The sequence below is a fragment of the Thalassospira australica genome, from assembly GCF_000763295.1.
GTDB classification, from domain to species: domain Bacteria; phylum Pseudomonadota; class Alphaproteobacteria; order Rhodospirillales; family Thalassospiraceae; genus Thalassospira; species Thalassospira australica.
Map to the genome: position 1 here is coordinate 263537 of NZ_JRJE01000031.1, position 22864 is coordinate 286400.

Below are 22864 nucleotides of genomic sequence, written 5' to 3' on the forward strand. Positions count from 1 at the left end.
GTGACGGACTCCGTACCAACATCAGATGTCCACGCGTAGACCTCTCAGGAGGACATGAAATGAGCGCCATTAAATTACCTGCTGTTTCCCAGGAAGAAGGCTTTTCCGGCTATCTCCGTGAAGTCTGGAAATTCCCCATGCTTACAGCGGATGAGGAATACATGCTTGCCCACCGTTATCAGGATCATGATGACACTGCGGCAGCCCATAAACTCGTTACCAGCCACTTGCGCCTCGTTGCAAAGATTGCATTTGGTTATCGCGGCTACGGCCTGCCGATGGCGGACCTTGTTGCCGAGGGCAATACGGGTTTGATGCGTGCGGTACAGAAATTTGACCCTGAACGCGGATTCCGTCTGTCGACCTATGCAATGTGGTGGATCCGTGCAGCTGTTACGGAATACATTCTGCAAAGCTGGTCGATGGTCAAACTTGGCACGATGGCAGCACAGAAGAAGCTTTTCTTCAGCCTGCGCAAAGCCAAGCGTCAGCTTAATATTTATGACAATGGCGAACTATCGCCAGATGAAGCTGATCAGGTTGCCGAGAAGCTTGGTGTAACCGGCCGGGAAGCGCTTGAAATGAACCGTCGCCTTGCAGCGCGTGATTTTTCGCTCAACACACCGATGCCAAAAGACGATGGGATGGAATATCTTGATACCCTGTCGTCCGAGGCGCCAAGCCCGGAAGCACTTGTTGCCGATGCGGAAGAACGTGTCTTGCACAATGGTATGCTGAAAAACGCTTTGGGTGAACTACCAGAACGCGAACAGGAAATCATCAAGGCCCGCTTCCTGAGCGATGACCCGATTACGCTTGAAAAACTGGGCGAGCGTTTTGGTGTCAGTCGTGAACGTGTTCGTCAGCTTGAAGCCCGTGCGTTCAAGAAAATTCAGGAAAGCGTCCTGACCCAACATTCTGCGGCTTGACACGCTTTAATCCACCAAATGAAAAGGCGGCTCCATGCGGGCCGCCTTTTTGGATTCTGCAATGTTGGTCAGGAACTTAGGTTTTTGCCAAAACATCCCGTGACTTGGCGATCATCTCGACCGTTTTATTCCAAAGGTTGTATTGCGTGACTTCCTTGACATTTACCCATTTGGCATCAGCCGCATCACCACCAAGCGTAATGTCGGGATTAAGGGCGACGGCAACAAAATCGATCAGGGTGTAGTGGTATTCGACCTTGTCATCTTCAGTCCTGGAAATCATGTCCACGGTATCGACAAGGATCGGGCTTGAAATTTTCACCCCGGTTTCTTCAAGGACCTCCCGGCAGACCGCTTCGCGAACGGTTTCACCAAGTTCCTGTGCACCGCCGGGCAAGCTCCAGCTGCCTGCATGTGGTTCCTTGCCCCGTTGGATCAAAAGAACATGATCCGTATGCCAAACAACAGCCCCCACGCCAACAAGTGGTCGTGGCAGGAAGCTTCGTTCGTCAAGTTCAGATATCGTCATCATCATTTTCCAAATCATCATCGGGGTCGGGGACGTCATGAACAACCTTGCCGGTCATTTCACGGGCGCGAATACTTGGCGTTCCTAGAAACTGATCTTCAGATTCGGGATGCAATGACATTACAAAATCACTGCTTGGCGCATCACCGATTGCAAACTGACGCGCGGTCTCATAATCCGGTGCACGGACTTTGGCGGTCTTAATTCCGACAGAGCCATCATCATCGTAGATATATTCAACAATCCAGACCTGCAAAACATCTCCAAACTAATTCGAATTTGCGAATTACGGTTTGTTGGTTGCACCGCAAACTTGAATGCTGCTATCACTTTGACCAGGGGAAAGAACCCAACCTTAAGTCCCAGCTTTGCCATATTCTCACGTACAATGACTAAAAGCTAAAGCCTAATAATATGCAATGGCTTTGAGATATGGTTTTTCAACACAGGTGATCAATGAACGCCAAGCGCGACGACAGCGATAATTCGGAAGACCAGGGTTCGAGCCACGTAATATCAAAACCGGGCCTTTTTGCCCGCACGCGAGCCTATTTTCTGACCGGCGTGCTTGTCAGTGCGCCTCTTGCCATCACATTCGGCCTCGCTTGGTGGTTCATCGATTTTGTCGACAGCAAGGTCATCCCGCTGATACCGGCTCATTACAACCCGGAATCCTATCTCCCGGTCGGTTATGAAGAGTATGGCATACCGGGATTTGGTCTTTTGGTTGTGCTTGTCTTCATCACCATTGTTGGCTGGTTTACAACCAACTTTGCCGGCCGTGCGCTGATCAAGCTTTATGAACGCATTCTGGGTCGCATTCCGGCGGTTCGCAGCATCTATAGCGCTATCAAGCAAATTCTTGAGACCGTCCTGGCCAATCAGTCAAATGCCTTTCGTCAGGCTGTATTACTGGAATATCCGCGCCGCGGGATGTGGGCGATCGGCTTTATCACCGGTGATACAAAAGGTGAAGTTCAACATCTTACCGAAGATACGGTGATCAATATCTTCCTGCCAACAACGCCAAACCCAACATCGGGATTTTTGCTGTTTGTTCCCCGACGGGACCTGGTGATCCTTGATATGACCGTCGAGGAAGCGATCAAGATGGTGATGTCAGGCGGTATTGTGACGCCACCGGATCGTCGCCCGGTCGAGGAACAGAAGCAGCCAAAGGTTTCTGCAAAAACTTACGAAGACGTCGATACGCTGCGTGAAAAGGAAAACGTACCGATCCTTGTTTCGCGCGACATTCCGGCACGTATGGAGCCGACAGATCCACAGGAAAAAGACGGCAAAGCACACGAAGACGCATAAGCGTTATCGTCTTCGTGATCCCGCAGATAAAAAGGGCGCATCATTATGGTGCGCCCTTGGTTGTTTATCCTGATCGGAAATAGCGAACCGCTTCATCGCGTTCAAAAAGATAAAGCAATAATCGCAAGGCATCCCCGCGCGCCTTTCTAAGGTCCGGGTCACGTTCCACGATCAGGCGCGCATCATCACGGGCAATCGCAAGCAAATCGCCGTGTAGTTCAAGGTTGGCCAGCCGGTATTCCTGAAGGCCACTTTGACGCGTGCCAAGAACTTCGCCGGCACCGCGCAGCTTCAGGTCTTCTTCTGCAATCACGAACCCGTCTTCGGTTTCACGCATGATTTTAAGGCGGGCTTTTGATATCTGCCCAAGCGGATTGCCGTATAACAGCAAACAGGTCGAAGCAGCGTCCCCCCGGCCGATCCTGCCGCGGAGCTGGTGAAGTTGAGCCAATCCAAACCGTTCGGAATGTTCGATCACCATAATGGTGGCTTCTGGCACGTTCACGCCAACCTCGATCACCGTGGTTGCGACAAGGATCGACGTGTCACCATGGGCGAACTTTTCCATGACGTCGTCTTTTTCCTTGCCCTTCATCTTGCCATGAACAAGGCCAACGCGGGCATCGCCGAACAATTCGACCAGCACGCGATAGCGTTCCTCGGCGGCTTGCAGATCAAGAACTTCGGAATCTTCGACCAGCGGACAAACCCAATAAATCTTGGTGCCGCTGCGCATCGCGCGACCAATGCCTGAAATGACATCATCTACCTTGTCGATCGGGAGAACGCGGGTATCGACAGGTTTACGACCGGGTGGCTTTTCATCAAGGCGGGAAACTTCCATATCCCCGAATGCTGTCAGTGTCAGTGTGCGTGGAATAGGGGTTGCTGTCATCACCAGCACATCAACAGCCTGACCTTTGCCCGCCAACATCAATCTTTGGTGCACGCCAAAACGGTGCTGTTCGTCAACAACGGCAAAGGCAAGGTCCTTGAAGACGACATCATCCTGAAACAGCGCATGGGTGCCTACCGCGATTTGAATTTCGCCACTGGCAAAACCTTCAAGGGCCGTTTTGCGTGACTTGCCCTTGTCCCGGCCAGTCAGGATCGCGCAACTAATGCCGATCTGTTCCAACAGTGGGGAAATGGTTTCAAAATGCTGCCGGGCCAAGATTTCGGTTGGCGCCATCAAGGCCGCCTGACGACCGCATTCAATGGCATTAAGCATCGCCATCAAGGCCACAACGGTTTTGCCCGATCCGACATCGCCTTGCAGCAGGCGCAGCATCCGACCTTCGCTGGCCATATCGTCATAGATTTCAGAAAGTGCGCGTTCCTGTGCCCCTGTCATGGCAAAGGGCAGGTTTGCGGCCAATGCTTTGCGAAGGTGTCCGTCACCCTGTGTAATGCGCCCCCCAAGCGTGCGCACTTTGGCGCGTATCAATGTCAGGGCAAGCTGATTGGCAAGAAGTTCATCATATGCAAGCCGTTTGCGTGCCGGATGATCCGGTGACAGGTCAGCTTCATCTTGTGGGTTGTGAACTGTGTGCAGAGCTTGGGAAAGACTGGGCCATTTATGGCGCGCCATCAGGGCAGGGTCATGCCATTCCGGCAGGTCCGGAAGTGTCGCAAGGGCTGCGCGCGTTGCCTTGGTCAATGTCTTGCCGGTGACACCGGCCGACATGGGATAGATCGGCTCAACTGTTTGGATTTCTGTGCGTTCCGCCTCTGTGCCGATGCGATCAGGATGGGTGATCTGATATTCGCCGCGATAATGATCAATCTTGCCTGAAACAATGCGCTTCTCGCCAACCGGCAGAACATCATTAAGGTATTTGGCGCGCGCATTGAAAAACGCCAGCACAAGCGTCCCACTTTCCGTTTTACAGACTACGCGATAGGGTCGCCGGCGATTTGGAGGCGGATCGTGTCGTTCGACCCAGACATCCATCGTCACGACAGATCCATCAATGGTTTCCGAAAGATCGGGCGAAAAGCGGCGGTCGATGATGCCGGATGGCAAATGCCACAGCAGATCCGCAACATGTTCGCCACCGATCAGACGCGCAACCAGCGGCTTTAAACGCGGTCCGATGCCGGTCAAAGTATCAATTTCAGCAAAAAGCGGGAACAGGATTTCCGGGCGCATGTCGGTTTTCGTTGAAACTTTTGATGAGAACGTTAATAGAACAATTGCGTTTATGGCGTGGGTATACAACAAAAGTATCGTGCGACAACCATCAAGTCATCATTTGATGCAAAATGACCCGATCACATCATGGACCCGTAAGGTGTTTTGCCGTACAAACCATGCCACAGAACAGGCTGTTGCACCCATCCCGCCGGGTGCTGCAAAGGAAGTCAGGAGATCGTAGAATGACCGATACACCTTCGGATATTGAAATGCGCCGCAAGAAACTGCTTTTCCGCGGCAGTCATCGTGGCACAAAGGAAAATGATATCCTGATGGGCCGCTTCATGGACAAGCATCTGGCAACCCTGACCGAAGAACAGCTTGATACATTCGAAACCCTTATCAACGAAGTGCCTGATGCCGATTTCTTTAAATGGGCAACGGGTAAGGAAGCCGCGCCTGCGCAGTATGACAGTGACGTTCTGCGCATGATCCGGGAACTCAGCAACGCCTGATAAGACATTGAACAAAATCAAAACAATCATATCGACCAATGGTCGAAAACGGGTCGGCGGTGTTCCGGAAGGGGCAGATGCGCTTATTTTACGTGAACTTCTCGAAGCCGCTGGTAAAAACCAGACCGTGCTGCATATCGCACGTGATGACAAGCGCATGGCACAACTTGCCGAGGCTCTGCAATTCTTTGCAGGTGAAATAGAAGTCCTCACCCTGCCTGCGTGGGATTGCCTTCCGTATGACCGGGTCTCGCCAATTACAGAAGTCACGTCCCGTCGCGTTGAAACGCTGACGACGTTGGCAGATGGTAAAGACTCACGCCTCGGAAACGGCCGGATTGTTCTGACGACTGCCGCGGCGGCGATGCAGCGTGTGCCAACAGTCGAGGTCATGCGCAAAGGGAAACTGGCGTTCAAAGCCGGTAGCGAATACGACCGTGCAGACCTGACCGCGTATTTTGAGCGCATGGGTTATAACCGTGCTGAACAGGTTATGGAACCGGGTGACTACGCGGTGCGGGGCGATATCGTTGATATCTTTGCGCCGGGCATGAAAGAGCCTGTCAGGCTTGACTTCTTTGGTGACGAAATCGAAAGCATCCGCCGTTTTGATGTCGAAACCCAGCGCACGGTCGGCAAGGTAAAGGAAATCTCCCTTCTGCCGGTGGGGGAAGTCTATCTGGATCCGGACAGCATTTCGCGGTTCCGCGGCAGTTACCGTGAACTGTTTGGCGCAGTGTCGCAAACTGATCCGCTTTATGAGTCGATCTCGAACGGCCTGAAATATGGTGGCATGGAACATTGGTTGCCCTTGTTCCATGACGGGCTTGATACGATCTTTGCCTATTTGCCGGAAACCGTGGTCAGTCTTGATCATCAATATGGCGAGGTGATTGAAAATCGTCTTGAGATGATCGACGATTACTATCAGGCGCGCCTTAATATCAAGGGTGGCGGGCTTTCCGGCGACAACGTTTATAAGCCGGTCCCACCGGAGCGGCTTTATCTGGATCAAGCGGAATTTGACCGCATGTTGTCAGACCGACCGGTTCTGGAATTCTCGCCCTATTATGATGACGAGAACCCGGAACGCGGGATTTATGATCTTGGGGCGCGGGCAGGGCGTGATTTTGGCGATGTGCGTGCACGGGCTGACACCAACCTTTACGAAGAATTACGCGATTTCATCACGACCCAGCGTGGCAAGGAAAACCAGGTCGTCATTGCGGCCTATTCCGATGGATCTCGTGACCGGATGGTATCGCTTCTGCGTGAACATGGCGTTGGCAAGGTCGTTACCTGTGAATGTTGGGAAGACATCACTGATGACCTGACCCATCAGCATGTCGGTGTCGTTATCCTTGACATCGAACGTGGCTTTCGCCGCGAAGGTCTTTGGTTCGTTACTGAACAGGATATTCTCGGCGACCGGATGAGCCGCCCGGGTGGACGCCGCCGCAAGGCGGATAATTTCCTGCGCGAAGCATCCGAAATTTCTGACGGCGATCTTGTCGTTCATCTGGAACATGGGATTGGCCGTTATCTGGGCCTGAAAACGGTGACCGCCGGGGATGCGCCCCATGACTGCCTTGAACTTGAATATGACGGCGGTGACAAACTGTTTGTTCCAGTCGAGAATATTGAAGTTCTGTCGCGCTATGGCTCGGACGAGGGCATATCGATCCTTGATAAGCTTGGCGGTGTTGCCTGGCAGGCCCGGAAGGCCAAGCTGCGTGAACGTATCCGCGATATGGCAGGCAAGCTGATCAAGGTTGCCGCCCAGCGTCACTTACGCAAAGGTGCTACGCTTCAGGCACCGGAAGGCAGCTATGATGAATTCTGCGCCGGTTTCCCATTCGCCGAGACAGAGGACCAGGCACGTGCCATTCGTGACACGCTTGATGATTTGGCAGCAGGCAAGCCAATGGATCGGCTTGTTTGCGGTGATGTCGGGTTTGGCAAGACTGAAGTCGCCATGCGGGCGGCCTTTGCTGCCGTGATGTCGGGCAAACAGGTGGCTGTTGTTGCGCCAACCACATTGTTGTGCCGCCAGCATTACCTGAATTTCAAGGAACGGTTTGAAGGTTTGCCAGTTCGGGTTGAACAATTGTCACGTCTGGTGACGGGCAAGAATGCCAAGCTGGTAAAAGAGAACATTGAAAGCGGTCATGTTGATATCGTTTGTGGCACGCATGCGCTTCTGGGGAACGGGGTCCATTTCAAGGATCTGGGCCTGCTGATTGTTGATGAAGAGCAGCATTTCGGCGTCAAACACAAGGAACGTTTGAAAGAGCTGAAATCAGACGTTCACGTCTTGACCCTGACCGCCACGCCGATCCCACGAACGTTGCAACTGGCGCTGACCGGGGTCAAGGAACTGTCGATCATTGCGACACCGCCGGTCGACCGTTTGGCCGTGCGCACCTACATCACGCCATATGATCCGGTTGTTGTCCGCGAAGCCATTTTGCGCGAACGCCATCGTGGCGGACAGATTTTCTATGTCTGCCCACGTGTCAATGAACTTGGCCGGGTTGCCAAAGAACTCGAAGCGCTTGTGCCGGAAATCAAGTTTGACGTGGCACACGGTCAAATGGGTGCGCGTGACCTTGAACAGGTGATGACTGACTTTACCGATCGCAAGTTTGACCTGTTGCTGGCGACGAACATCATTGAATCGGGTATCGATGTACCCAATGCCAATACAATGATCATTCACCGTGCCGATATGTTTGGTTTGGCGCAGCTTTATCAGTTGCGCGGTCGTATCGGGCGGTCAAAGCAGCGCGCCTATGCTTATATGACGTTGCCGAACGGCAAGAAATTGACGGCAACCGCGCTCAAGCGCCTTGAAGTCATGCAGACACTCGACAGTCTTGGCGCCGGGTTCAATCTTGCCAGTCATGATCTTGATATTCGCGGGGCAGGCAATCTGCTGGGTGAAGAGCAATCAGGCCATATCAAGGAAGTCGGGATTGAACTGTATCAACAGATGATCGAAGAGGCCGTGGCAGAAGCCAAAGGCGAAATCGATGCATCTGAAGAAGCAAGCTTCGTTCCGCAAATTAATATTGGCATGCCGGTTTTGATTCCGGATCGTTATGTGCCTGATCTTGGGGTGCGCCTTGGCCTGTATCGCCGTATTTCCGAATTGCGATCGCGCGAAGAAGTTGACCAGTTTGCCGCTGAAATGATTGACCGGTTTGGCAAGCTACCCAAGGAAGTTGAAAACCTGCTTGATGTGGTCACGATCAAACAATGGTGTCGTGTCGCCAATATCGAGAAGCTTGATGCCGGACCGAAAGGTGCGCTGATTACGCTTCGAAACAACGAGTTTCCGAACCCGGGAGGCTTGATCGGATTTATCCAGCAACAGGTTGGCGTGGCCCGCCTGCGCCCGGATCACAAAATCGTCTATGCTGCAGGCTGGGATGGCCCAACAGACCGTCTTGAAGGGCTTAAGCGGCTTATAAAAAGACTGTCTGATATTGCAGTCAAAACATAAAGAAAAGGCGGGTAACAAATTGTTATCCCGCCTTTTTTGGATTCCCATGCATCGCAGATCAAGCCGGAGTTTCTTCCTGCCGTGCAAGACGGATCATGCGTTGTAAAATATCAGGTTCCTGCGCCCCCGACAGGGCATGACGACTGTTAAACAGGAAGCACGGCACACCGGTAACACCCATCTGATGAGCAACACGGTTTTCCTGTCCGACAAAATCACGGTCCATATCACCGGCCAGATATTCAAGAATTTCGGTTCGGTCTTCTCCGTGCCGCACAGCAATTTCAGCCAGAAGTTCCAAGTCGCCGATATCCTGACCTTCAAGGAAGTAGGCAACAAACAAATCTTCAACCAATGCGTTGCCAACAGCCGGGCGCTCCGCACAAACCTTATAGATCAACCGATGTGAGTCAGTTGAATCCGGTGTAACCTTGATCTGATCGAACTTAAACGGAATGCCAACAGCCGCACCCGCGTCTTCAATGGCCTTGTAGACCCGCTCAGCACTTTCTGATCCACCGAACTTGGCTGACAGATACAATTTGCGGTCAATACCGCCACTGGGCATATCGGGGTTCAGCAGGAACGGGCGCCAATGGATGATCATGTTGTCGAGCTTTTCGCGCGACAAAGCCTTTTCCAGCCGCTTCTTGCCGATATAGCACCACGGACAAATCGTATCGACGATTGCCTCGATCCTGATGGGGGACATGGAAGGTTCACTTTGTCCTAACGGCCAATTCATTCGATTATCCATTCAAAAAAGACGTACCAACTGCCAATGGCACGATCCCAAGGTGATCGGCAACCGTTTGTCCGATATCGGCAAAGGTATCACGCAAACCAAACGGGCCCGGCGCAATCGCCGGCCCAAAGGCGAGAATGGGCACGAACTCGCGCGTATGGTCATTCCCGCGCCAAGTTGGATCACACCCGTGATCAGCAGTGATAATCACCAGATCACCGGGTTTAAGTGCTTCGCGCAACTCGGGGATACGTTTGTCGAATTCCTCAAGCGCATTGGCATAACCAACGACATCACGACGGTGACCGTATTCCATGTCGAAGTCCACCAGGTTGGTGAACACAATACTGTTATCAGGTGCTTCGGCGATTTCGTTCATCATCGCGTCAAATAACGCCATGTTACCAGATGCCTTGACCTTTTTTGCGATCCCGCGATGGGCATAGATATCTGCAATCTTACCAACAGAAATCACAGTACCGCCGGCTCCGCTAAACTGATCAAGCAGCGTTGGTTTATGCGGCGGAACGGCAATATCGCGCCGGTTGGACGTCCGTTTGAACTCAGCAGGGGTTTCACCCACAAATGGACGGGCAATCACGCGACCGATATTGTATGGCTCAACCAGTTTGAAGGCGATCTCGCAAACCTCGTAAAGTCGATCCAGCCCAAAATGTTCTTCGTGTGCAGCAATCTGAAAAACGCTGTCGGCCGAGGTATAGCAAATCGGCTTGCCGGTTTTGATATGTTCTTCCCCAAGCTCAGCAATGATCGTTGTACCTGATGCGTGACAGTTGGCCAGGATACCGGGCAATTTGGCCTGTTCAATCAGGGCATCGGTGAGTTCTGCCGGGAAGGTTGGCACGGTCTGAGGAAAATATCCCCAATCGAAATCAACCGGCACACCAGCAATTTCCCAATGGCCGCTTGGGGTGTCCTTGCCGCGCGATATCTCCTTGGCATGGCCGAATGCACCGACCATTGCCCCGCCGTGATCAAGCCCGGGTGGGACACGCCCCGTTGCATCCCTTGCAGCTTCGCCTAGGCCAAGTGCGACCATGTTCGGCACATTAAGCGGCCCGCTGCGTATATCGCTATCCGCCAATCCCTTCGCGCAATGCTCCGCGATATGGCCCAGTGTATCTGAACCCTGATCGCCAAACTTCGCGGCATCCGGTGCCGATCCAATTCCAAAACTGTCTGCAACGATGATGATGGCACGTGCCATTAATGTAATCCTTCAAACCTGATCTCGGGTACTCGCCTTACCCGCAGATAGTCACAAATTCTAGTAGTTGCCAGTCGGACCGGCAGTGCCATCAGATGAAACACCGCATGTTTCAAGCAATGCTGTCAAAACACCACTTGCGCCAAAGCGGAAGGTTTCCGGTTTGGCCCAGCCATCACCCATGATGTGGTCGGCAAGTGCGATATACAGGGCCGCATCTTCGGTGGTTTTAACGCCGCCCGATGCCTTGAACCCGGCCTCAATGCCATCTTCATCGCGTGCGTCGCGAATGGCGGTTAACATTGCAACGGCGGCTTCCGGTGTCGCGCCGACGGGAACTTTTCCTGTCGATGTCTTCACAAAGTTCGCACCATGTTTGATGGCAAGGCGGGCAGCTTCATAAACCTTTGTCAGATCATCAAACGCGCCACTTTCAAGGATTACTTTCATGGTGGTCATTGAACCACATGCCATACGCGTGGCGTCCAGAACGTCTGCTGCGATGGCCGTGTCACCAGCAATAAAATCCTTGTAGGGCAAAACAACGTCAATCTCATCAGCACCTTTGGAGACGAAGTTGGCGGTCTCGTCACCAACACGCTGCGCGTTCGTGCCACCGTCAGGGAAGTTCACGACCGTCGCCGTCTTCACGCCCGATTGCCCAAGCGCACGCCAGGACGTTTCAATGAACGGGCCATAAACACATACAGCAGCAGTGTTTCCCGCCGGGGTTTGTGCCCGCTTGCAAAGGGCTTCAATGACCTCTTGCGTGTCATCATCGTTCAAACTGGTCAAATCCAGAACAGAAATGGCGCGGCGCGCGGTATCCGCATCTGCCACAGCCTTATCCTTGGCAGCAGAAATAATCTCGGAGACGGATTTCGGATCAAACATCAAGCATTCCTTGCAATGCGCGGTGCGCAGTTAGGGTCGGTAGGTCATCAAGCCAATGCGGTGACAACAAGTGGCACTGAAAATAAAACGGATCAATCAATCGCACAGAAAGGTATCCAACCTTGTTCCCGCAATCAATCGATCCGTCTCAAAACACAGTTTCAATCAGAATATGGAAACTTCCAAACGGACTGTTGCTTGCAACCGTGTGTTTTGGTCGCGGCACCATTCCCCAATTTGTCGTCTATGGAATTTTTCGCGGGTCAGGGAACAACAGGTTTGGCCTTTGTTTGCACGTTGTCAGCACGCTTGTCGCTTCGACGAAGGTACTTTTCGATTGCCTTGAAGGCCAGTGTCAGGCTGTAGACAATGATCAGATAAATCACTGCCGCCGAGATGAAGGCTTCATAGGGCAGGGCGGTTCTTGCGACAATTTTGCGGGCTGCGCCGGTCAATTCAATCAAGGTTACGGTCGATGCAAGCGATGTTGCCTTGAGTGTGAAAATGACATCGTTGGTATACGCAGGCCAGATCATTTGCCACATGCGCGGGAAAATGATCCTGCGATATGTCGTAAACGGGCTCATGCCGCATGCGCGTGCGGCTTCCACTTCGCCATTTGGAACGTTCTGAATGCCACCTCGCATGATTTCAGCAACATAGGCCGCGGTGTTCAAAACAAACGTTAAAAGACAATACCAATATGGGTCGCGCAGATATGCCCAAGACCAGTGATCTTGAATACCATCAATATCGGCAACAAGTTGACCAACACCATAGTACATCATGAACAGCTGGCCGATCAGCGGCGTTCCACGAAAAAGATAGATAAAACCAAAGGGAACGGCTTGCACCCAGACATTTTTAGAAACACGGGCCACAGCAAGCGGGATAGCCAGTATCGTGCCAAGCACAACCGATATCGCCAGAAGCTGTATGGTCAAAAGAAAACCACGCCACAGCCACACGTCGTATTTTGTCAGGACATAGATGAAATCTTCAAACATGTTTTATGCCCTCGCGATCCCGCGGGCTGCCCGCTTTTCCAACCGGTTGAACACAAAAAGAGAGACCGTGGTAAACGCAAGGAACATCAGCATCGCAACCAGATAGAAGGTAAACGGTGCCTTCTCGGTCCCTGCACCAATGGCTGCTTTACGCATGATTTCCTCAACACCGACGACAGAAATAAGTGCCGTATCCTTGATCAGAACCTGAAACAGGTTGTTCAGCCCCGGCAGTGCAAAACGCCAAAGCTGCGGCAATTTAATGCGCAAGAAAATCTGGGCGGGTGTCATACCGCAAGCTGTTGCGGCTTCAATCTGACCAACCGGGATGGATTGCATTGCAGCCCGGAATACTTCTGACGCAAACGCCCCCTGAACGAGTGCAAGGGCAGCAACACCAGACCAGAAGGCTGGAATATCGACACGCACTTCTTCGCCGGAAAACCAGCTCACAAAGTTCTGCACGGCTATCGTGCCGCCAAAATAGATCAACAAAATAATCAAAAGTTCGGGAATGCCACGGATGATAACCGTATAGCTTTCCCCAATAATTCTAAGGCTGCGGAACTGCGATAATTTCGCCGATGCCCCCAAAAGCCCGATAACAATCATCAACGGCAGAACGGTCAGGCAAAGCTGGATTGTAACCAGTCCGCCTTCAAGCATTTGCCAACCGCGACCATACAAATCAAACATGGTGTCTCCAGCAAGCCTTTAGGTCATTCGCATTCCGTGATGCCATGACCGGGACCAGCAGAAAAAGGAAGGGGCGGCAACCAAATGCCGCCCCCGAAAGCACTTTGATCAACGCGAATGCAGATCAATGGTCGGGAAGTACTTTTTATTGATCTCTTCATAGGTGCCATTGGCAATGATTTCTGCCAGCGCCGTATTCAAGATTTCTTTAAGGTCCTGATCTTCCTGACGAATACCAATACCTTCGCCTGCACCGAACCATTCTTCCGGAGCGAATGCGTCAGATACGAAAGCAAAGCCTTTGCCGTCTTCCGACTGAACCCATTTCAGCAAAACGCCGGAATCAGCAAGCGTTACGTCGATACGACCAGCAACCAGGTCAAGAAGTGCATTGTCCTGGGTGTCATAAAGACGGATTTCGGTGTCCATAAAGTTATCTTCAAGGAACGAAGAGTGCGTGGTCGAACGTTGAACACCAACAACCATGCCATCAAGGGCACCATCAACAACTTCGCCATCGGAATAGGCGCTTACTTCCATGCCTTCCTTGCCGACGAAGACGGCCGGGCTTGCGCTGTAATAATTGGTGAAGTCGATGGAGCGTTTGCGTTCTTCGGTGATCGACATCTGGGCGATGATCGCATCATATTTCTTCGCCAGAAGACCCGGAATCATGCCATCCCAGTCTTGTGTAACGATTTCGCAGTTCAATTCCGCCGTTTCGCAAAGCGCATTTGCGATATCAACGTCAAACCCGACAGGGTTGCCATTGGCATCAATTTCGTTAAACGGAGGGTAGGCGCCTTCGGTCGCAATAACAACTTTATCCCATGCAGCATTTGCTGCCGATGCGCTCAGTGCAATGCCAACTGCTGCGGCAGATGCAACCTTGATCCAGTTTTTCATTCATAGTCTCCCTTGTTGATTGGAATGGCGAGCAACGACGTGCTGCCATTCTTGCGATCAGGACACACCACGCCCTGATCTGCCGAAATCAGAAATCGCGCTGAAGAAATTGCTTCATACGATCCGATTTTGGATTCTCAAATACATCAGTCGGATTGCCAAATTCCTCAACCCGGCCCTGATGCAAATACATTACGTGGCTTGATACGCCCTTGGCGAATCCCATTTCGTGGGTCACCACCAGCATCGTGCGACCTTCTTCTGCAAGGTCTGTCATCACTTTAAGCACTTCACCGACCAATTCCGGGTCCAGTGCTGAAGTCGGTTCGTCGAACAAAAGAACATCCGGCTCAATCGCAAGCGCCCGGGCGATCGCAGCACGCTGTTGCTGTCCTCCGGATACATGACCGGGGTAATAATCCCGTCTTTCAAACATGCCGACTTTTTGCAGCAATGCGTCTGCGCGCTCTATCGCCTCTTTCCTGGGAACACCAAGAACATGGATCGGCGCTTCAATGACGTTTTCCAGAATGGTCAGATGGCTCCAGAGATTGAAGCTCTGAAAAACCATGGCCAGTTTGGTTCGGATCCGCCGCAGTTGCTTTTTGTCAGCAGGTTCTTGTGATCCGTCCTTAAGCGTCTGCATCTTGATAAGCTCACCCTTGACGTGAACTTTTCCTGCGTTTGGCGTTTCAAGCAGGTTGATACATCTCAGAAACGTACTCTTACCAGAACCGGACGAGCCAATAATCGAAATAACGTCCCCGGTATTCGCCGTAAGATCAATGCCTTTGAGGACTTCATGATCCCCAAAGCTTTTGAACATCCCTTCGACTTCCAGGGCGGGTATGTTTTTGCTCATATCGAGTTAAAAATTTCCCTGTTGAGAGTCAGTAACTTTTCTTCGCCTTAGCATCCAAAATGTGAATGCTCCCCCACAAGACACGCCGAAAGCGCCTCTCATGGCGTCAATAATTGCCTGTCAAACAGGAGTATTTCCACTGATATTTTGCAGTTTTATGAAGAAACCTGCGGTTTCAGGTGGTTACACGTCATCGTTTGCGACCGCATCGCACAAATCGTGCAGCAGTAAGGGATTTTACGCAATAAAAAACTACTTGGAAATTTCGGTATTTACGAAATACCGACACAGGACTGGTTCAGACGTATTTCTGATTCCCTCCAAAGCAGTGCAGGGCGTCGCCAATTTTGGCTTTGCCCTGCATTCTTATGGACGGTTAATCGTTATCGCGCACGGATCTCAGGAAGCCCAACACCTCCTCACGAAGGCGTTGTGCAAGTTCCCGCATTTCACGCGATGACGTCAAAAGTGAATTGGCTTCTTGACTGACCATGTTGGAAGCATCCGAAACAGCTGAAACGTTTTGGGACACTTCCTGGGTTCCTGATGCGGCGCGTTGAACGCTGTCTGCAATTTCCTGTGTTGCAGCACCTTGTTGCTCAACGGCCGCTGCAATCGCATTGCAGAACTCATTGATCCGTTCGATCGTGCCGGAGATCGACCCTATTTCCGAAACGGAACGGGTTGATGATCCCTGAATGCCGTCTACCTGAATCTGAATATCGCCCGTTGCCTTGTCTGTCTGGTTGGCAAGTGACTTTACTTCGCCTGCCACCACAGCAAAGCCTTTACCGGCATCGCCTGCACGGGCGGCTTCGATGGTAGCGTTCAGGGCCAAAAGGTTTGTTTGCCCGGCGATATCCTGAATAAGACCAACGACCTTTCCAATCCGTTCTGCGGCTTCTGCAAGCTCGGTAACAGTGGCGGTTGTATTGTTGACACCGTCAACTGCCTCGGTGGCAACTTCGATGGATTGCGTGACTTGCGCGCCGATTTCACGAATTGCCGCAGAAAGCTCCTCAGTCGCGGAGGCAACGGCTTGTACGTTCTCTGTCGTCAGGTTGGCAGCACTAGAAACGGCCGCCGCACGGGTCGTTGATTCTTCGGCATTGGCCGAGAGCTGTGTTGCAACTGTCTGCGTTTTTTCAGCAGCGTCGGCAACGGTTTCTACAATCGACAGGACACTTTTTTCAAAGTTATCGGCCATCTGATCCAGCGCGTGTTTGCGTTCATCGGCGGCGCGTTTTGTCGCTTCCTCGTTTTCGCGGGCAAGTCGGTCGACCTCAGCTGCATTGTTTTTAAACACCAACACTGCCGCTGCCATTGAACCAATTTCGTCCTTAAGTTCTGTGCCCGGGACTTCGACGTCTTTCTCACCCTTGGCAAGGCGCGTCATTGCCGATGTCATGCTCAAAACAGGGCGGGAAACCCACGTCCGAACCAGAATTCCCATTAACCCCATAATCGCCAATACAGCGATCACTGCCGTAATGATCGCGGTATAACGAAATTCGCTAAGGGATGCGTAGGCCGCATCCCGATCAAGCGCAAATCCCAGATACCAGTTAACGGAAGGCAGGCCGTTCACCTTAAAGAAGGTAAAGAGCTGCTCACCATCACCTGACATTACATTTTCCATGCCTTCGGCAACGGTTGGTGTGTTGTCAGGAAAAACTTCTGCCATGGGCTTCAGGGTGAAGTCGGCATTTGGATGAATAAGGACAGTCCCTTGATCATTCACAAGAAAACCGTACCCGATGCCGCCAAGATCAATACTGCGTACAAGATCGCCCAGAATACCGATGTCGATATCGCCCCCAACAACGCCAAGAAGGTTTGAACCATCAAAAACAGGTGTGGTCGCGGTGACGATCAGTTGGCCGGTGGATGCATCGGTATATGGTTCAGTCAGCGTGCTATCGCCAACTGATACGGCATCAGAATACCATGGGCGTTTGCGTGGATCGTAGTCTGCCGGAAGCTCTTCTGACGGATACATCGTCATCACGCCGTCAGCACTGCCAAAATACGAGAAGATGAATGACTCAGCCAAAGCTTCGCCGCTTGCCACTTCAGCAACAGTGGCTGGTGAACTGTCGCGTGCGATGTTGTTTGCCAGGCTCTCGACCAAAAGGCGGCGACCGTCAAGCCAGTTGGAAATCCCGGCTGTGGCAAGAGCCCCGCTTTCTGTCAACTTTGACTGCAGGGCCGATTGGATTGAGTTCCGCTGTTGAAAATCAAAATACAAGATGAAAGCTAAAAAAGTTGCGACAACGATCATTGCCGCAGCAAGCAGTATCCGACTACCGATATTCAACGACATCCACGCATCCCCCCGAAAACAATGAACTAACTATTACAAGTGTGTTCCATTTCGGCTTTTACAACCCGTTACTTGATTGGCCTTGTCGATAAGTGGCTTACGGTACAACCAAGCATTTCCAAACGGAATATTTCTGCACGCACTACAACTAAAGTTGAAGAACATAAGAGAACGACATCACTATGATTTATTTCCGTTTTCGCTATTGATTAAGTACCACATTGCCATCAACCTCTACTTTTCCCATATGAGGGAAGAATTTGTGGCGAATTCTCAAAATACCGATAAACGGAGGAAATTGATGAAACGTGCATTATTTGCAGGGATGGCTGTCGCGTTCGCGTTTGGGAGCACGGCTGCTGTAGCACAGGATCGCAGCGGTTGGCCGGAAAGCTTCACCGTTGGCACGGCATCACAGGGCGGCACCTATTTCGCATACGGTTCAGGCTGGGCAAACCTTGTTGCTGAAGAACTTGGCATTTCGGGCGGCGGCGAAGTCACCGGTGGCCCGATGCAGAACATGGCACTCGTTCACACGGGTGAAGCTGCCTTTGGCATGACCACAATGGGTCCGGCTGCGGAATCCCTTGCTGGGACAAACCCGATTGCACCGGGTCTTCAAATGACCAATGCCTGTGCAATGTTCCCGATGTATCAGACGCCGTTCTCGATCACGGCGCTGTCGTCTTCGGGCATCGGTTCTGTTGCTGACATTCCAGCTGGTGCCAAAATCGGCTTTGGCCCGGCAGGTTCAACGTCCGATACCTACTTCCCGCGTATGCTTGAAGAGCTCGGTGTCGATTTTGAACGTCGTAACGGTGGTTGGTCCGACCTTGGTGGTCAGTTGCAGGACGGCTTGCTTGACGTTATTGCCTTCGCAGCAGGTGTTCCGGTTCCCGCTGTTAGCCAGCTTGAAGTCCAGACTGACGTGAACATCATCGAGTTTACCGAAGAAGAGCAGGCGCAAATCATGGATGCCTTCCCGGTATCCCAGTTTGACATTGCGGCCGACACATACACCACGCTGACGGAACCGGCGCGTTCGGTTTCGATGTGGAACTTCGCTATTGCCAACTGTGATCTGCCCGAAAGCTTTGTCTACGCAGCGACCGATGTTGTGATGTCTGACAATGACCGGATGGTTTCGATCCATCGTGCAGCACGTTCGACTGTTCCGGCAAACTGGGACAAGAACAAAGTCATGAAGTGGCACCCGGGTGCTGCCAAATGGTTTAACGAGAATGGTGCATCCATTCCGGCAGACATGATCAACTAATATCGTTCTGCAAAAAATCCAAGAGGGCGGATCGTTCTTATGGACGATCCGCCATATTTTGATTGCCAGCTTGCTTATAAACTGACCCTAATAAGGCCAATAACAAACTTGCGTGAGTGTGGGGAAAAACATGACCGATAAGAGCCAGGTGGAAGACGCACACCTTATTGCCGATGGTGTCGACGAAGAACCCGTCGAACATAACCGGCGCATGTTTGAGGGCAGGGGACTGACCTTCATCACAATTTCTGCGGCAATTTACGCAGCCTTCCATATGCTGGCACTCAATGGTGTTTCCCTGTCGGGCATGACGTTCGGGATCGTTGATCTGCCGCTTCTCCCTGACTTTCCGCTCGAAACCTGGAACTTCCGAATTGTCCACGTTGCAGGTGCGCTTGCACTTGGTTTTTTGTGGTATTCGGCCAATAAATTTAACGATGAACCCGGTACGGCAACACCGCTCCTTGGGTATCTGTCTTATATCCTTCTGGTTCCGGCCTTTGTCGCAACGGGCATGGCGATCAGCTTTGCCTTTGACATCCAGGGCGGTGTCATGTGGAACGGCATTGATGCCACCATGAAGTTCAATGAAACTTGGCTGTTTGGTGCACCGCTTATGGTCGCGACCGTTGGCGGTATCGTCCTGTCCTGGTTCCACAAGACGGCGCGCAATCAATATTCCGCCCCGGACTTTGTCCTTTGCGTGTGCGGCTTTGCGGTTGCGGTCTATCTGATCACGATTTACGGCACACTGATGCGCAACTCAACCGGGACGCCGTTTGCGCCGATCGGGATTTCGATTGCCGCCGTTGCCGGTACTTTGCTGATCATGGAATTGACCCGCAGGGTCGCAGGCTTGGCACTGGTTATCATCGCAACGATCTTTCTCATTTATGTCTTCGTTGGTGAATTCCTGCCAGGATTCCTTCAGTCACCGGCCATCACCTGGCAGCGCTTCTTTAGCCAAGTTTACACCGATGCCGGTATCCTCGGCCCGACGACGGCCGTATCCTCGACCTATATCATCCTGTTCATCATTTTCGCAGCCTTCCTGCAGGCTTCAAAAGTTGGCGATTATTTTGTTAACTTTGCCTTCTCGGTCGCAGGCCGTGCCCGCGGCGGGCCGGCAAAGGTGGCGATTTTCGCATCCGGCCTGATGGGCATGATTAATGGCACCTCGGCAGGCAACGTTGTTGCCACCGGGTCGCTGACCATTCCACTGATGAAAAAGGTTGGCTATCACAAAAAAACTGCCGGCGCGATTGAAGCTGCAGCGTCCACGGGTGGTCAGATCATGCCGCCGATCATGGGGGCGGGTGCCTTCATCATGGCTGAAATCACAGGCATTCCTTATACCGATATTGCGATTGCGGCCGTTATTCCGGCGATCCTGTATTTCGTATCGATCTATTTCATGGTTGATTTCGAAGCGGCAAAACTTGGTATGCGCGGCATGCGCGAAGATGAACTGCCGCGCTTTGATGTGATGATCAAAAAGGTTTTCCTGTTTTTACCGATCATCATTCTGATCATTGCGCTGTTCATGGGCTATTCTGTGATCCGCGCCGGGACGCTTGCAACGGTCGCTGCCGTTGTCGTCAGCTGGCTAACCCCCAACCGTGTTGGGGCGCGTTCGGTTGCCAAGGCATTTGAACTGGCCGGTGGCATGTCGATCCAGATTATCGCGGTCTGTGCCTGTGCCGGCATTATTGTTGGTGTGATTGCATTGACCGGCGTAGGTGCTCGTTTCTCCAACTTGCTGTTGGGACTGGCAGAGGCATCGCAACTTCTTGCACTGGTCTTTGCGATGTTGATTGCCATCCTTCTGGGGATGGGGATGCCAACGACCGCAGCTTACGCCGTAGCGGCGTCTGTGGTTGCGCCGGGTCTGATTGACCTTGGAATTGAACCGCTTACGGCCCACTTCTTCGTGTTTTACTTTGCCGTTGTTTCGGCGATCACACCGCCGGTGGCACTGGCATCATATGCCGCTGCCGGGATTTCCGGGGCCAACCCGATGGAAACATCGGTTGCATCGTTCAAAATCGGGATTGCAGCCTTCATCGTGCCATTCATGTTCTTCTACAATTCTTCCATCTTGATGGATGGGACATATCTGCAGATTGGACAGGCACTTGTCACAGCGGTTGTCGGGGTATTCCTGCTTTCATCGGGCGTACAGGGCTGGTTCCTTGGCCGTGCGGCTGTCTGGTTCCTGCGCGCTTTGCTAATCGTTGCGGCCCTGTTCATGATCTCTGGCGGGCTGATTACCGATTTGATCGGCATTGGCGTCGCGGTTGGTACGCTGTTTATCCAACGCGTCCTTAAACCTAAGCCGGGATCAACCTTCCGTACCGGGGGCGCTGACTAAGCGTACCTCGCAGACCCGAAATGACAAAAGCGCACCGATCTGATCTGGTGCGCTTTTTTCTTTTCCATCGTTAGTCCGGTTGCTTATTCAGCAACCTTTTTAACAAACTCGGATTTGAGGCCCATTTGACCAATGCCGGGGATTTTACAATCAATATCGTGATCGCTGTCAACAAGGCGAATGCCTTTGACCTTGGTTCCCACTTTTACTACTGACGATGATCCTTTGACCTTAAGGTCCTTGATCACAGAAACCGTGTCGCCATCAGAAAGAGGCGTGCCATTGGAATCGCAGATGGTGCGTTCATCCGATTGATTTCCCGAAGGAGACCATTCGTGTGCACATTCCGGGCAAATCAACAATTCACCATCTTCGTAGCTATAGGGCGATTCACATTTGGGGCAAGGCGGTAGTTCGCTCATATCACGGTTCTTTCTGCGAATTGATAGCTCACAGCGGATACGATTTACGCGCCACAATCAGGCTAATTCGCGAGAATAGAACGGCTGCTGTGATGATAAGAAGGCGTGGCGGAGAGGGTGGGATTCGAACCCACGGTACCCGTAAAGGCACGACGGTTTTCAAGACCGTTGCATTCAACCACTCTGCCACCTCTCCGCAAATGTGGTTGGAGCTCTTTGCTCTGGGCGCCTTCAATAAATTGGCGATGACAACCTGTCAATAGGGCAATCCACTATCTCAGTGAATGCTGGTGAATTTAAGTGAATTCAGTATGGTTATGACAGTCACAGTTTCTCTCATTTTCGGGCATTTCAAGCGTGTTCTATTTTTTATCAAAAACACTTGGCGTTCTGATCAATACAGCTTTCATGCATGGCCTTCTTCTTGCAATCCTGTTTGGGCTGCTGATTCTGAAAAGGACACGTAAATTCGCGCTGGGCGGACTTGTATTTGTAACTGCTGCATCCCTGTTGATAACGGTCGTTCCGGTGGGTGCGATGCTGTCCCAAACACTTGAAACCCGATTTGAGAAACCGGACCTTGATATCACAGAATTTGTTGGTGCAGTGACCTTGGCGGGCAGCCTTGATCCCTACAGTTACCTGAAACGGGGTGAAATGCATGTTGGCGCATCAGCTGACAGGATCTTCACGATGCTAAGTTTTGCCAACAAATTCCCAGAAAAACCGGTTCTTTTCACTGGCGGAGATGGCAATTTGACTGAACGCGGTTTTAGCGAAGCCGCCGTTCTGGAAGAATGGCTTAACGATTCGGCCCTTCTAACGTCGAATATGTATTTCGAGAAGGCATCACGCAACACGCACGAGAATGCCGTCAAGTCGATGGAGATGGTCTATCGTGATTGGCCTGCTCTTGCACAAAAGCCTTGGGTTCTAATCACTTCTGCCCATCATATGCCACGCGCCGTTGGCGCTTTCCGACAAGCGGGCTGGAATGTGGTTCCATATCCTGTCGACAGATTCACCCGAGACACCCTCCATTTAGCAAGTCTTAACGTCTCTGGCGGTATCAAAGGTTTAGGTCGTGCTTTGCGAGAATGGGTTGGTTTGACAGCCTATTATTGGACTGGCCGAACAGATGCATGGTTTCCTGGGCCAAGTGCGCCGGGGACTGAAAATTGAATAGTTAATTGGATGAG

19 protein-coding genes and 1 tRNA gene are annotated in these 22864 nt (G+C 51.9%); 7 read left to right on the forward strand and 13 right to left on the reverse strand.

Features of this window, described 5'->3' with window-relative positions:
* Nucleotides 1-59 precede the first annotated feature (59 nt).
* Nucleotides 60-929: an RNA polymerase sigma factor RpoH gene (gene rpoH, locus JF44_RS0114385; protein WP_033069661.1), complete on the forward strand. Its 870-nt coding sequence runs from the start codon at nt 60-62 to the stop codon at nt 927-929.
* Nucleotides 930-1005: 76 nt separating this feature from the next.
* On the opposite strand, the gene JF44_RS0114390 is transcribed toward rpoH, so the two are convergent.
* Both JF44_RS0114390 and JF44_RS0114395 read right to left on the reverse strand, forming a co-directional pair.
* Complete coding sequence (locus JF44_RS0114390) at nt 1006-1458, reverse strand: NUDIX hydrolase (RefSeq protein WP_033069974.1); 453 nt, start codon at nt 1456-1458, stop codon at nt 1006-1008.
* On the reverse strand, nt 1445-1714 hold the full coding sequence (locus JF44_RS0114395; RefSeq protein ID WP_033069662.1) for a hypothetical protein: 270 nt from the start codon (nt 1712-1714) through the stop codon (nt 1445-1447). The genes JF44_RS0114390 and JF44_RS0114395 overlap by 14 nt, the downstream gene beginning before the upstream one ends.
* Nucleotides 1715-1914: 200 nt before the next feature.
* Between JF44_RS0114395 and JF44_RS0114400 the strand changes: the two genes are divergently transcribed.
* Nucleotides 1915-2778 (forward strand): DUF502 domain-containing protein, encoded by an 864-nt coding sequence (locus JF44_RS0114400; protein WP_033069663.1) that lies wholly within the window; start codon nt 1915-1917, stop codon nt 2776-2778.
* Nucleotides 2779-2842: 64 nt separating this feature from the next.
* Here the strand turns inward: JF44_RS0114400 and recG are convergent, their stop codons facing one another.
* The gene (recG, locus tag JF44_RS0114405; RefSeq protein WP_033069664.1) at nt 2843-4930 is read right to left on the reverse strand and encodes an ATP-dependent DNA helicase RecG; all 2088 of its coding nucleotides are present in this window, start codon (nt 4928-4930) and stop codon (nt 2843-2845) included.
* Between the two features lie 227 nt (nt 4931-5157).
* On the opposite strand from recG, the gene JF44_RS0114415 reads away from it, so the two are divergent.
* Both JF44_RS0114415 and mfd read left to right on the forward strand, forming a co-directional pair.
* Nucleotides 5158-5430 carry an FAD assembly factor SdhE gene (locus JF44_RS0114415; protein WP_033069666.1) on the forward strand — a complete coding sequence of 91 codons (273 nt, stop codon included), beginning with the start codon at nt 5158-5160 and terminating at the stop codon, nt 5428-5430.
* Between the two features lie 7 nt (nt 5431-5437).
* The gene (gene mfd / locus JF44_RS0114420; protein WP_052065935.1) at nt 5438-8935 is read left to right on the forward strand and encodes a transcription-repair coupling factor; all 3498 of its coding nucleotides are present in this window, start codon (nt 5438-5440) and stop codon (nt 8933-8935) included.
* Nucleotides 8936-8993: 58 nt separating this feature from the next.
* Here mfd and JF44_RS0114425 read toward each other — a convergent pair whose 3' ends face one another.
* The 8 genes from JF44_RS0114425 to JF44_RS0114460 form a co-directional block, all read right to left on the reverse strand.
* Nucleotides 8994-9647 carry a DsbA family oxidoreductase gene (locus tag JF44_RS0114425; RefSeq protein WP_238318462.1) on the reverse strand — a complete coding sequence of 218 codons (654 nt, stop codon included), beginning with the start codon at nt 9645-9647 and terminating at the stop codon, nt 8994-8996.
* A gap of 37 nt (nt 9648-9684) precedes the next feature.
* Nucleotides 9685-10908, reverse strand: coding sequence for a phosphopentomutase (locus tag JF44_RS0114430; RefSeq protein WP_033069667.1), 1224 nt, complete (start codon nt 10906-10908; stop codon nt 9685-9687).
* Between the two features lie 60 nt (nt 10909-10968).
* Nucleotides 10969-11802, reverse strand: a complete 834-nt coding sequence (deoC, locus tag JF44_RS0114435) for a deoxyribose-phosphate aldolase (RefSeq protein ID WP_052065940.1) — start codon at nt 11800-11802, stop codon at nt 10969-10971.
* A gap of 263 nt (nt 11803-12065) precedes the next feature.
* Nucleotides 12066-12809 (reverse strand): ABC transporter permease, encoded by a 744-nt coding sequence (locus tag JF44_RS0114440; protein ID WP_033069668.1) that lies wholly within the window; start codon nt 12807-12809, stop codon nt 12066-12068.
* A 3-nt stretch (nt 12810-12812) separates the two neighbouring features.
* Nucleotides 12813-13505: an ABC transporter permease gene (locus JF44_RS0114445; RefSeq protein WP_033069669.1), complete on the reverse strand. Its 693-nt coding sequence runs from the start codon at nt 13503-13505 to the stop codon at nt 12813-12815.
* A gap of 108 nt (nt 13506-13613) precedes the next feature.
* Nucleotides 13614-14411 (reverse strand): transporter substrate-binding domain-containing protein, encoded by a 798-nt coding sequence (locus JF44_RS0114450; RefSeq protein WP_033069670.1) that lies wholly within the window; start codon nt 14409-14411, stop codon nt 13614-13616.
* 88 nt (nt 14412-14499) lie between these two features.
* The gene (locus tag JF44_RS0114455) at nt 14500-15273 is read right to left on the reverse strand and encodes an ABC transporter ATP-binding protein (protein WP_033069671.1); all 774 of its coding nucleotides are present in this window, start codon (nt 15271-15273) and stop codon (nt 14500-14502) included.
* Nucleotides 15274-15649: 376 nt separating this feature from the next.
* Nucleotides 15650-17596, reverse strand: coding sequence for a methyl-accepting chemotaxis protein (locus JF44_RS0114460; protein WP_033069672.1), 1947 nt, complete (start codon nt 17594-17596; stop codon nt 15650-15652).
* Between the two features lie 301 nt (nt 17597-17897).
* Between JF44_RS0114460 and JF44_RS0114465 the strand changes: the two genes are divergently transcribed.
* Both JF44_RS0114465 and JF44_RS0114470 read left to right on the forward strand, forming a co-directional pair.
* Nucleotides 17898-18872, forward strand: coding sequence for a TAXI family TRAP transporter solute-binding subunit (locus JF44_RS0114465; RefSeq protein WP_033069673.1), 975 nt, complete (start codon nt 17898-17900; stop codon nt 18870-18872).
* A gap of 130 nt (nt 18873-19002) precedes the next feature.
* Nucleotides 19003-21243 (forward strand): TRAP transporter permease, encoded by a 2241-nt coding sequence (locus tag JF44_RS0114470; protein WP_033069674.1) that lies wholly within the window; start codon nt 19003-19005, stop codon nt 21241-21243.
* 83 nt (nt 21244-21326) lie between these two features.
* Here the strand turns inward: JF44_RS0114470 and JF44_RS0114475 are convergent, their stop codons facing one another.
* Both JF44_RS0114475 and JF44_RS0114480 read right to left on the reverse strand, forming a co-directional pair.
* On the reverse strand, nt 21327-21665 hold the full coding sequence (locus tag JF44_RS0114475) for a zinc ribbon domain-containing protein YjdM (protein WP_033069675.1): 339 nt from the start codon (nt 21663-21665) through the stop codon (nt 21327-21329).
* Nucleotides 21666-21771: 106 nt separating this feature from the next.
* Nucleotides 21772-21861, reverse strand: a tRNA-Ser gene (locus tag JF44_RS0114480).
* A gap of 161 nt (nt 21862-22022) precedes the next feature.
* Between JF44_RS0114480 and JF44_RS0114485 the strand changes: the two genes are divergently transcribed.
* Complete coding sequence (locus tag JF44_RS0114485; protein ID WP_033069676.1) at nt 22023-22847, forward strand: YdcF family protein; 825 nt, start codon at nt 22023-22025, stop codon at nt 22845-22847.
* The last annotated feature ends 17 nt before the right edge of the window (nt 22848-22864 follow it).